Origin of the sequence: Neorhizobium sp. R1-B (assembly GCF_004368875.1) — a bacterium.
Classification (GTDB): domain Bacteria; phylum Pseudomonadota; class Alphaproteobacteria; order Rhizobiales; family Rhizobiaceae; genus Neorhizobium; species Neorhizobium huautlense.
On sequence record NZ_SOEM01000002.1, the window covers coordinates 271,626 to 283,986 of the forward strand.

Consider the following 12,361-nt stretch of genomic DNA (forward strand, 5'->3'; position numbering starts at 1 on the left):
ACCATGATCCCGAAACTGATGCAATCGCTTGCCCTTCCCGTCGCAAAGACACCGGCGTCTCGCCGGCAGTTCATGCTCGGCGCGCTCGCAGCTGGTGGCGGTCTCGCCATCGGCTACCAGGTTCTGGCTTCGTCGCCTGCGGCCGCGAGCGAAACTGCCGCTGATGCTAATAAAGCAGCTGCCGCCTTTACACCCTACCTCACCATCGACGGTGACGGTAAAGTCGTGGTGCTTTCCTCCCAGTTCGAAATGGGGCAGGGCTCGTATAACGGCCTTGCAACCCTTGTTGCAGAAGAACTCGACGCAGATTGGCATTCCATCGATGTCCGCGGCGTCGCCGGCAACGTCAAGGCTTATGGCAACGTCGCCTTCGGCGGTACCATTCAAGGAACGGGCGGGTCCACCTCCATGGTCACTTCCTGGGAGCGCTATCGAAAGGCAGGCGCGGCGGCGCGCGCCATGCTGGTGGCTGCCGCCGCATCCGAATGGGGTGTCCAACCGGCAGAGATTACCGTCGAAAACGGGGTCCTGGCGCATCCATCGGGCAAGAGCGGCGGGTTCGGAGCGTTTGCCGCCAAGGCAGCGGCGATGCCTGTGCCGAGCGATGTAACACTCAAGCAGCCCGGCGATTGGAAGCTTATCGGCAACGCCAAACTGAAGCGGTTCGATAGCGCGCGCAAGACGAACGGAACCGAGCAATATACGATCGACATCAAGCTGCCGGGAATGCTGACGGCCGTGATGATCCATCCGCCCATGTTCGGCGCCAAGGTAAAATCCTTCGACGCTGCGGCCGCACGTTCCGTCAAAGGTGTTGTCGATGTCGTCGAGACGCCGCGCGGTATTGCCGTCGTCGGCGAGCATATGTGGGCCGCGATCAAGGGCCGCGAAGTGGTCACTGTCGTTTGGGACGAGACAGGCGCCGAAAAGCGCAGCACAGCTGAACTTATGACGATGTATAACGAACTCGCAGACAAGGCCCCAGTAGCCGTTGCGCGCAAGGACGGCGATACCGATGCCGGCTTTGCGGCAGCAGCCAAGGTCATCGAGGCGAGTTTCGAGTTCCCCTATCTGGCGCATTCCGCGATGGAGCCGCTCAACGCGGTGGCGCGCAAAAACGATGACGGCACGCTAGAGATCTGGGGCGGACATCAGTTCCCCGATGTTTATCAGATGCTTGCCAGCCAGATCGTCGGTATTGCGCCCGACAAGGTGCAGTTGCATGTCATGAAAACAGGCGGCAGCTTTGGTCGGCGCGCGGTGTTCGACGGCGACGTGGTCGTCGAGTCCGTCTATGTCGCCAAGGCAATCGGCTTCCGGGCGCCTGTAAAGGTGCAATGGACCCGCGAGGACGACATGCGCGCCGGTCGCTATCGGCCATCCTATGTGCATAAGCTCAAAGCCGGGATCGATGGTGACGGGAAGCTCGTGGCCTGGAGCGACCACATTGTGGGTCAGTCGATCATGGCCAAGACGGCCTTTGACGGCATGGTACAGAACGGCGTCGACCCGACGTCTGTGGAAGGGGCAAACAACCTGCCTTATGCCATTCCCAACCAGATGGTCGGCCTGACGACCACCGAGGTCGGGGTTCCGGTTCTGTGGTGGCGTTCGGTGGGTTCGACGCATACCGCTTTTGCCGCCGAAGCCTTTATTGACGAAGTGGCCGAAGCGGCAGGGCGTGATCCGATCGAATACCGCCTGTCGATGCTTGAGCCGGAATCGCGTCACGCGGTGGTCCTCAAGCTCGCAGCAGAAAAGGCCGAATGGACAAAGCCCTTGCCGGAAGGCCGTTTCCGCGGAGTTGCCGTGGCGGAGAGCTTCGGGTCGGTCGTTGCACAGATTGCCGAAGTTTCTCTCGATGGCAGCGGGGGCATCAAGGTCGAACGTGTCGTTGCCGCCGTCGATTGCGGCCTTGCAGTCAATCCGGATCAGGTGCGTGCCCAAGTTGAGGGAGGCATAGGTTTCGGTTTGGGCGCCATTTTGGGCGAAGAGATCACTTTGACCGCAGGCAAGGTCGATCAAGGTAACTTCGACGCGTACACGCCTTTACGGATCGATGCGATGCCGGCGGTGGAGGTTCACATTCTTGCCTCCACAAATCCGCCATCAGGTATCGGCGAGCCGGGTGTTCCGCCGATCGGACCTGCAGTTGCCAATGCCATCTACAAAGCGTTGGGCAAACGGATCCGCGTCATGCCCTTCACCAAGACATTAAATGCATGATTTGATCTCCGGCCGCCTCACGCGGCCGGAGATGTTACCGCGTGATAGAGCTCGGCTTCGGCGCGCCTGAGTGCCTCGGCTGAGGCAAATCTCCGGCTTTCATTCCTATGCTGGCCGAACTCTACGCCTGAGAGCCGCTTCCCCTTCGGCCAAGCTGATGAAGTTCTGTGACTTTGGCCAGATCAACCAGGCGATCCACGATCCCGAAAGCGGCAAGACCATCATACCAATCGTGCGCATGCAATTGCCGCGCGGAGATGGATTTTAAGTAGACGCCGATAGAAAAATTACACGCCCAGCCTTCGATAGCGCGACCGCAGAACACCCGGCGGTAAGAGCTGGTCGGGCGCAGCTAACGGCATCGGACCTCACCTGCCGCGCTGTAACCGGTGTCGCATCCGCACCTTGACCGCCGCGTCCTATGTTTTGTGGCTGGTTCAGACCGAGACGTAATTGCAAAACTGGACTGCGTGAGCTACTTAGCGTCATCCACAAGGACCCGGTGAAACTCCGGGTGGCTCTTCTGGCCGCCGATCCGCCAGACAACACAGCAACGCAACCTATTCCATTTTCGAGGACCGAGTTTTGCTCGGCCCGTTGCCTCAACTGTGAAAAATCATCAATGCGAACTCTTTCAAACTACCGTCAGGAGTGGTTCTCCAACATCCGTGGCGACGTGCTTTCGGGTATCGTCGTCGCTCTCGCGCTTATCCCGGAAGCGATAGGCTTTTCGGTGATTGCGGGTGTCGATCCCAAGGTTGGCCTGTACGCCTCCTTCGCAATCGCCTGCGTGGCGGCCTTTGTGGGCGGCCGGCCCGGCATGATCTCTGCTGCAACGGCCGCGACCGCTGTCGTCATGATCTCCCTGGTCAAGGAGCACGGCCTTCAGTATCTGTTCGCCGCGACCATCCTGATGGGCACCATCCAGATCGTCGCGGGATGGCTGAGGCTCGGCCGCGTGATGCGCTTCGTCTCCCGGTCGGTCATCACGGGCTTCGTTAACGCACTTGCGATCCTGATCTTCATGGCCCAGTTGCCTGAACTTATTGGGGTCCCGACGCTCACCTACGTGATGATCGCGGGCGGCCTCGCCATCATCTACCTCTTTCCATACGTGACCAAGGCTATTCCATCGCCGCTCGTGGCCATCGCGGTCCTCACGGCCATGGCGTGGTGGTTCGGCATGGACCTGCGCACCGTCGGCGACCTCGGCGAACTTCCGTCTTCGATCCCATTCCTGATGCTTCCGCAGGTTCCGTTGACCTGGGAAACGCTGCAGATCATCTTCCCATACTCAGTGACGCTCGCCGCCGTAGGACTGCTGGAATCGCTGCTTACCGCGCAGATCGTCGACGACATGACGGATACGCCCAGCAACAAGAGTCAGGAATGCGTTGGACAGGGCGCGGGGAATATCGCCTCGGCACTGATCGGCGGCATGGGCGGATGCGCCATGATCGGACAGTCGGTCATCAACGTAACATCTGGCGGTCGAGGACGGCTTTCAACGTTCGTCGCGGGTGCTTTCCTGTTATTCCTGATCGTCGTCCTTAACGACCTCGTCCAGATCATCCCCATGGCCGCGCTTGTTGCGGTTATGATTATGGTTTCCATTGGCACTTTCTCCTGGCGGTCGATCCTCGACCTGAGACGCCATCCGCTTCCGTCATCCGTCGTCATGCTGGCGACGGTCATCACCGTCGTCGCAACGCATGATCTGGCAAAAGGCGTGATCGTTGGCGTCCTGCTGTCCGGCATCTTTTTTGCTGGCAAGGTAGCCCGTCTGTTCAGGATCACGCGCCGGGAGAATCCCGAACAGAACAGTGTCACCTATGCAGTGGTGGGGCAGGTCTTCTTTGCCTCGGCAGAAGCCTTTATCCACGCGTTCGACTTCACGGATAAGGGTAAGCGGATTATCATCGATCTCACAGGGGCCCACCTCTGGGACATCACCGCAATTGGCGCGTTGGATAAGATCGTGCTGAAGTTCCGTGAGGCGGGCGACGAGGTCGAGGTTCTCGGCTTTAACGAAGCGAGTGCTGATATGATTGACCGCTTCGCGCTGCACGACAAGGATGAGCGGCTTGCGGCAAGCGCTTCACTACACTGAACAACATGGCTGCCGCCATCGAGAGATGGAGCTCGTTGCACAGGCGGAGGCAGCCTACGCGGCCATGGTCGAAGCCTGGAGAAATAGGCCACAAAACCACAAAAGGGCTGAGAAAGGGGCTGTTCACCAACATCCGTATCGATCTCGATACGCCCGTCGGTCAGAAAGAGCTTCAAACCATCTCAGTATTTGGCGAGGTAGGCCAAAGCTTCGCCGAGTGGGGACTTCCTGGCGACACGGGCACGGTGATGGACAAGCCAAGTCTGCATCTCGGCGACCAGTGGCGCTGACCAGTAAGACGAGCCTGCGGATCAAGGCCGCAGTACGGCCTCGATCCGATATAGCTCGCCGATCCGTTTAACGCCGTCCTCAGCAATCGGCGCTGTTGCGTTTCGGGTGATCTCCACCAGCCTGTGACGGGCATGCGCCCAACAATAGGCAAGCCGAATGTCCGGGCCGACGCGCTCTGGTGCGATCAGCCTGTTGTATCCGGCATAGCCATCGACCTGCAGGACGCCCGAGAAGCCCTGCAATATCCGTTCGGCATGAATGCCCCCGCGACCGGGCGCATAGGTGAACGCGACACCTGGCGGAGCATCGCCGCCCCATGAACGATCATCCCTCGCCAGCGCCCAGAAGTATCCAGTCTTGGTCTTCCGCGAGCCGGGATCGAGAACCGGAGCACGGGTCTCGTCCATGAAGAGCTTGGTCGAGAGCTTGAGGTCGGCGATCAGCGCATCGAAGACGGGGGCAGTTCGAATGCTGCCCGGCCGACCCAGTCGGCAAGCGTGGAGCGGTCGAGATTGATGCCCTGGCGGCCCATGATCTGAGCCTGCCGATAGAGCGGAAGGTGATCGGCATACTTGGAGACCAGCACATGGGCGACGGTCGCTTCGGTCGGTAGTCCTGCCGGGATCAGCCTTGGTAGAGCCGGGGCCTGAACGATGCCGTCGGTGCAGGCGCGGCATGCATAGTTGGGACGACGCGTGACGATAACCCGGAACTGCGCCGGGACCACGTCCAAGCGCTCGGACACATCCTCGCCGATGCAATGCAGGCAACCGCCGCAGATCAGGCTTTCCGGCTCGATCACCTCTTCCATGGACAGCCGATCACAGATCAGACGGCGGAGGACAATGTGAAGGGAGAACACCGGTTACGCCGCGCTAGGGCAGCTGACCGGATTTTCAATTGCTAGATCTACCGTGGCCCAGGCGCCTTTGCAGGGGTGACAAGTTGAAGTTTCCCACTACACTACTTCAAGGGGTGTCGGGACCGACAGGCAGACGCATGCGTTGCCTGTTGAAAATTGGCCGCCGCAGAACGGGTTAGCCGTTACTGCGCACAATCGTCGGAGAGGAGCCTCACGATGCCGAACCCAAGCCAGACCAGCGACGAATGGTGGGAAAACGATCAGACACCGGACAACCCTTATGGGAAAAGCGAGGATTATGAATCCTTTCTCGATTATCTTGGGGCATTGCCGCGCAGCCTGACGCCCGAGATCGCCGCGGGTACGCTGAGGATCAACGTTTACGAGCTCAATGACCATCCAGAGTACAAGGCCGCCGCGATCGGCGCCTTACAGATGTGGGCGTCCGTCACGCCCTTGAAATTCGAGATCGTCGACGACGTGCCGTTCGACAGCACAACGGACTGGATGGAGGTTGTCAGCCCCGAACTCGGCGAGGAGGACGATGGCAGCGCTTATTCGAGCAATCGCTATGTCAGCATCGGTCAGCGTTTTCACGATACGGAGCCAAACAAGACCGATATCGGCGGATATGTCTTCGATTCCTTCATCCACGAATTCGGCCATGAATTCGGCCTGAACCATCCCGGGCTCTACAACTACAGCGGCCCCGGTGGCGTGCAGATCAACTATCTGAACAATGCGACCTGGACCTATGACCGCCAGCAATACAGCGTCATGTCCTATTTCGATGGGATCGATGTCGGCGAAACCACCCGCTGGTCTGCAGCGACGCCGCTTATGGCTGACATCGAAGCCGTCATTCGTCGCTTCTTTTCAACCGTCGACGAGAACGGCGTGCGCACCTATCAGCACATCGACCTCAACACCGGGGACAATGTTTACGGCTTCGGGAGCACGCAGTATGGCTATCAGTTGACCGCATCAGGCATGCAACATGACATCGGTTTTGCGATCCATGATACCGGCGGCACCGACACGATCGACTTCTCGGGCTCGACGGCTGGCACGATCCTTGACCTGCGTGCGGGACAGTTCTCCAGCGTCAACGGTCATAGCAACAATGTATCGATCTTTGCCGGACACAATGCGGATGGGACCGACTACTACATCGAAAACGGTATCGGCAGCGGTTACAATGACATTCTGATCGGCAATGACGGCGCCAACGTTCTCGACGGCCGATACGGCGCCGATCGCATGGCCGGCAACGGCGGCGACGATATCTATTTCGTCGACTCGTTGGATGACATCGTTCGCGAAGAGGCCAACGGCGGCAACGACACGGTCATTCTGCTGTCCCGAGATCTGAGGATTCGGAGAATCGCCAACGTCGAAAATATCATCTATGCCGACGAATCGACGCTTCAGCCGCCCGCGGGCGACAACGCACCCGCGCCCGTTTTTGGCGACAATACACTGACGAGCATCATCTTCGGCGACAATGGAAACAACACGCTTGATGGCGGCGCCGGCGACGACACGATCTTCGGCCAGGGCGGTGACGACCTGATCATCGGCGGCCGCGACTCGCTCGCCAGCCGTGACATCAACAACACGATCGATGTCGAGGATCTTGAAGACCAGACCGAAAGCGATGACGGTAACGACACGCTCTACGGCGGCGGCGGCAATGACACCATTCTTGGCGGCCGGGGCAACGATATTCTGGATGGCGGCGCCGGCGACGATACGCTGAGCGGCCAGGACGGCGTTGACATATTCAGGGGCGGCTCTGGCGTCGACACGGTCGATTACAGCAAGGAGAGCCCTTTCCAGCTGCTCGTCAACCTTGCCACCAATGTCGCCAGCGGAGGCACCGCCTCGGGAGATACTTTCTACAGTATCGAAAACTTGATCGGTTCCGACGACCGCATCGACCGCTTTATCGGCACGGCCGACGCAAACCATTTCTGGGGGCAGGGCGGCGGTGATTATTTCAACGGCGGCGGCGGCAATGACATCCTGGATGGCGGCAATGACGGCGATATCCTCTATGGCGAGGAGGGCGACGATACGATCATCGGTGGCGCCGGCCAGGACTATCTGGATGGTGGTTCCGGTATCGACACGGTCGTCTATGCCGGCAGTTCCGACGGTGTGACGATCGATCTTATGAACGGCACGGCCAATGGTGGCGATGGTGATGGCCCGGTGCAAATCGTTGGCCGAGGTGCAGTAATCCGTCATGATATACTCGTCGGCTTCGAAAATGCCGTCGGGTCATCTTTCGACGACCACCTCATCGGCAATACGCTCGCCAACGAGCTCTCCGGCGGCACCGGCGACGACACGCTGACCGGCGGCGGCGGGGCCGATATATTGAATGGCGGCGCCGGAAGCGACACGGCAGACTATGCTGACGCGACAAGTGGACTAAGGCTTAGTCTTGCCGGGGGCAGGTCCGGCGGAGATAGATATATCTCCATCGAAAACCTTGCAGGCTCTGGATTCAATGACCGTCTGACCGGCAACGGCGCAGCCAATGTCCTGACCGGCCAGGGCGGGAACGATGTGCTCGATGGCGGCCGCGGCGACGACATCCTGCTCGGCGATTTCGCCTATCAGGGCGACGCGCCGCCACGTCCGGGCATGGGAACCGGTTATGCTACGCTGGGGCCGGACGCGACCAACAACTCGGTCGCAGCCGCGTTCGACATTTCTAATAATTTTTCGCTCGCCAGCGATCCCGATATCTTCGATTCGACGACCGTTCTTCATACGACCGTCAACGCCACGGGCAACGGCCAGGGCGGATATTACAAGGTCGATCTGGCCGCCGGTACGGTCATTACGATCGATATTGACGGGATTGCCGATCCCAATGTCCACGACAGCTGGGTCAGGCTGCTCGACAGCGCCGGCAACATAGTCGCTCAGAATGACGATGGCGGCGGCGATCCGGGCTCAGCGAGCAACCGGGATTCAAGCCTGGTATTCGTCGTTCAGGAGACCGGATCCTATTACATACTGGAGGGCAGTTGGTCCCCCGATGTGCCGGGTGACGGCTGGGCGGAAGCTGTACCGGACGGCTCGACATACGAGTTGAACGTATCGGTCGAGTTTCCCCCGGCACCGGCTCAGCCAGGAGAGGCGGGATCCGATAAGCTCACCGGCGGTGCCGGCAGCGATCTGCTGGATGGCGGTCTGGCGGCCGACACGCTCATCGGCGGCGCAGGAGAGGATACATTCCGCTTCTCGACCGAGATTGGGAACGGCAATATCGACTGGATCAGAGACTTCAACGTCATCGACGACACGATCCTCCTGGACAATCTCATCTTTGAGACTGTGGGTGTCGACGGAGTCCTAGGTCTGGGGGCGTTTTACGGGAATGCGGCAGGCGCCGCTCACGACGCCGATGATCGCATCGTCTATGACACCGACAGCGGCGCCCTGTTTTATGACATCGATGGCAGTGGAGAAGGCGAAGCCATTCAGTTTGCGCAGTTGAACGCAAATCTGAGGTTGTCGGCGTCCGATTTCATTATCATCTAGCGTAACTCCGGGAGGGCGCCGTTGAGACGCCCTCCCGCGACCATCTTTTCAGATGCCCAAAAAGTGCGGCATCCTCCGGCGCCAGCGTTTCATCCTTGAAACGGCCTATGTTTGCCGGAAACATGCAACCGTACGATTTTCGAACCACAAGATGAGCGGCAGTGCCGCTAAGCGCCTTGCGGGGCGATAGTGGAGAATGTGGAATGAAGCGCCCGACCGACCGCCGCACAGTATTGATGACCGTCGGAGTTGCGGCTGTCGCCGCGGTCGCAGGCCCAGCCGCTGGGCAATCGGCGGATATTCGCGGCGCAGTCACGTTCGAGGGCAGCGCTGTTATCCCGGAAGGTCATATCGAGATATATCTGGAGGACCCCGCCGTTCAGGATAGTAAGCGACGTCGCGTCACGGAGACGCGCGTCAAAAGCAATGGCGGGTCGAAGACGATAGCCTTTTCCTTGACGCCGCCGGTCAGCTCGAGTGCGTCGCCGACGTTGCAGATCATTGCGCGCCTGGAGCGCGCGGATGGCTGGCTGCTGGCGCGGGGCAGCACACAATTCAAGGCGGGCGAACCTGTTCATGTGACGCTCAACACCGTTATGTATTAGGAGGTAGAAATCAACCTTCAACGCCAGTCGAGATCGCCGATAGCATCATCGAGGGGAAGGCCTGCGCAGTCTCAATCAAGCTCGACATGTCTGCTTTCAGGCCAATGGCAACGGTCGTCAAACGTGTGAATTGCACGTTCTTAAGCTGTGGATAACATGTGGATGACCGCGTCCAGCTCACCTTGCAAGTTCCTATAATGTTCTAGCAGTGAGAACTATCAATCTAGATTGTTTTTGAGCTGCCCGCCGTGGCTGGTGGAAGATCATAAGAGCGGTTACCGCTCCGGCTACGACATCCTCCTTGGCTCGAACCTGCATGGCATCGGAGAAGAAAACGAATTTTGACACGACGTAACCGATCACAATGACTACACTTCGCGCACGGAGCACCGCTTCGATGGTATTGCGCAAGGTTGATGCCAACTTCCCGCGTCAAAATGATGCGAATCAAGGAAGCAGTGCTTCGATAGCGGACGCATTTGGCAGAGGGACATTATGAGCGAAATTTCGAAGGGCAACGGCAAGGTTGCATTGATCACCGGCGTCACCGGCCAGGACGGTGCCTATCTTGCCGAACTGCTTCTCCGGAAGGGCTATACCGTTCACGGCATCAAGCGGCGCTCTTCAAGTTTCAATACCAATCGCATCGAACACCTCTACGAGGATCCGCATATCGAGAATCCGCGCTTCATCCTGCATTTCGGCGATATGACGGATTCGACCAATCTCATTCGCGTCGTGCAGGAAACGCAGCCGGATGAAATCTATAACCTCGCGGCGCAGAGCCACGTCCAGGTTTCCTTCGAAACGCCTGAATATACTGCCAATGCAGACGGTACTGGAACGCTACGTCTATTGGAAGCGATCCGCCTTTTGGGGCTGACGAAGAAGACGCGCTTCTACCAGGCCTCCACCTCCGAGCTTTACGGCAAGGTACAGGAAGTGCCTCAGAGTGAGACGACACCCTTTTATCCGCGTTCTCCTTACGCCGTAGCAAAGCTCTACGCCTACTGGATCGTCGTGAATTATCGCGAAGCCTACGGCATGCATGCATCCAATGGCATCCTGTTCAACCATGAGAGCCCGATCCGCGGCGAAACCTTCGTCACCCGCAAGATCACCCGTGCAGCGGCTGCCATTCATTTGGGCCTTCAGGAGCGGCTGTTCCTCGGCAACCTGGATGCCAAGCGCGACTGGGGCCATGCGCGCGAATATGTGCGCGGCATGTGGCTGATGCTGCAGCAAGACGAGCCCGACGATTATGTGCTCGCAACCGGCGAAACACACACCGTCCGTTCCTTCGTTGAAAAGTCCTTTGCCAAGGTCGGCATGCCGATCGAATGGCGGGGGCAGGGCGTCGACGAAAAAGGATATGACGTGACATCCGGCCAGTGTGTTGTCGAAATCGATCCCCGCTACTTCCGGCCGACGGAAGTGGACCTGCTGATAGGCAATCCCGCGAAAGCCCATCAGAAGCTTGGCTGGAGGCATGAGACCAATCTTGACCAGCTCGTTGCTGAAATGGTCCGCGAAGATTTGAAGGTCATGGCGCGCAATGTGCCGACCGCCGGCGGCAACAAGGGTCTTTCCCATGCCTGAAGTGATCTACAGCCTTGCCGGCAAAAGGGTCTATGTCGCCGGCCACCGCGGCATGGTCGGCTCGGCGCTCGTTCGTCGCCTGGTCGCTGAAGATTGCGAACTTCTAACGGCAACACGTTCCGAAGTGGACTTGACCCGCCAGAGCGAGGTCGAGGCCTGGATGGAGAAGAATCAACCGGATGCTGTCTTCCTGGCGGCTGCCAGGGTTGGCGGCATCCTCGCCAACGATACCTATCCCGCCGATTTCCTTTACGACAACCTGATCCTCGAGGCGAACATCATACACGCTGCCCACAAGGTGGGCGTAGAAAAGCTCCTGTTTCTCGGCTCATCCTGCATTTATCCGAAATTTGCTGACCAGCCGATCGTCGAAGAAGCATTGCTGACTGGGCCGCTAGAGCCGACCAACGAATGGTATGCGATTGCTAAGATCGCCGGCATCAAGTTGTGCCAGGCCTATCGTAAGCAACATGGGAGCGACTTTATCTCCGCGATGCCGACCAATCTCTTTGGTCCCGGTGATAATTTCGACCTGAATTCCAGCCACGTTATGCCGGCTCTGATCCGCAAGGCGCATGAGGCCAAGCTAAACAATCTGCCTGAAATTACCATCTGGGGCACGGGAACGCCACGGCGCGAGTTTCTACATGTGGATGACTGCGCTGACGCCTGCGTCCACCTGATGAAGGTTTACTCTGGTGACACTCATGTCAATGTGGGATCTGGTGAAGACTTGACGATCCTCGAATTGGCGCGGCTAGTCTGCAAGATCGTCGGATTTCAGGGCGCCATAGTCAAGGATCTTTCAAAGCCAGACGGTACGCCTCGCAAGATGATGAGCTCCGAAAAGCTTCTTAGTCTAGGGTGGTTTCCGAAGTTTGAGCTGAGACAGGCAATTGAGAGCGTCTATCGGTCGTTTCTCGAGGAGAGCCATGTCGGCGTGATTAGCACGAACACGCGAACAGGCGCGGACTGTTGATGGAATGGCCTCCGAGCAACGGTTTGACGCATGTGTTGATTTGCGCCGTAGGCCACCGCAAACACGGACCACAAGATTGAATGTACCTAGTCGCCTTGCCCTGGCCGGTACCGCGCGTGTTTAGCCGGGTG

General features: G+C 58.7%; 6 protein-coding genes, 1 pseudogene and 1 other annotated feature. Of the genes and pseudogenes, 6 read left to right on the forward strand and 1 reads right to left on the reverse strand.

Features of this window, described 5'->3' with window-relative positions; genetic code table 11:
* The first annotated feature begins 3 nt into the window (after positions 1-3).
* Complete coding sequence (locus tag EDE05_RS04090) at positions 4-2,226, forward strand: xanthine dehydrogenase family protein molybdopterin-binding subunit (RefSeq protein WP_134100264.1); 2,223 nt, start codon at positions 4-6, stop codon at positions 2,224-2,226.
* A 492-nt stretch (positions 2,227-2,718) separates the two neighbouring features.
* Positions 2,719-2,774: a sequence feature (sul1 is cis-regulatory element that is thought to sense ions involved in sulfur or methionine metabolism; They are found in Alphaproteobacteria), on the forward strand.
* 74 nt (positions 2,775-2,848) lie between these two features.
* Complete coding sequence (locus tag EDE05_RS04095; protein ID WP_134100267.1) at positions 2,849-4,336, forward strand: SulP family inorganic anion transporter; 1,488 nt, start codon at positions 2,849-2,851, stop codon at positions 4,334-4,336.
* 119 nt (positions 4,337-4,455) lie between these two features.
* Here EDE05_RS04095 and EDE05_RS04100 read toward each other — a convergent pair.
* Positions 4,456-5,438, reverse strand: a pseudogene (locus tag EDE05_RS04100) (IS66 family transposase); the annotation flags it as partial.
* A 267-nt stretch (positions 5,439-5,705) separates the two neighbouring features.
* On the opposite strand from EDE05_RS04100, the gene EDE05_RS04105 reads away from it, so the two are divergent.
* The 4 genes from EDE05_RS04105 to EDE05_RS04120 all read left to right on the forward strand — a co-directional run bounded on the left by EDE05_RS04105 (position 5,706) and on the right by EDE05_RS04120 (position 12,230).
* The gene (locus tag EDE05_RS04105; protein ID WP_134100270.1) at positions 5,706-9,047 is read left to right on the forward strand and encodes a M10 family metallopeptidase C-terminal domain-containing protein; all 3,342 of its coding nucleotides are present in this window, start codon (positions 5,706-5,708) and stop codon (positions 9,045-9,047) included.
* 203 nt (positions 9,048-9,250) lie between these two features.
* Positions 9,251-9,652, forward strand: a complete 402-nt coding sequence (locus EDE05_RS04110; protein ID WP_134100273.1) for a hypothetical protein — start codon at positions 9,251-9,253, stop codon at positions 9,650-9,652.
* Between the two features lie 495 nt (positions 9,653-10,147).
* A complete protein-coding gene (gmd, locus tag EDE05_RS04115; RefSeq protein WP_105371942.1) occupies positions 10,148-11,251 on the forward strand; it encodes a GDP-mannose 4,6-dehydratase in 1,104 nt (367 codons plus the stop codon).
* Positions 11,244-12,230 carry a GDP-L-fucose synthase gene (locus EDE05_RS04120; RefSeq protein ID WP_134100276.1) on the forward strand — a complete coding sequence of 329 codons (987 nt, stop codon included), beginning with the start codon at positions 11,244-11,246 and terminating at the stop codon, positions 12,228-12,230. The genes gmd and EDE05_RS04120 overlap by 8 nt, the downstream gene beginning before the upstream one ends.
* Positions 12,231-12,361 lie beyond the last annotated feature (131 nt).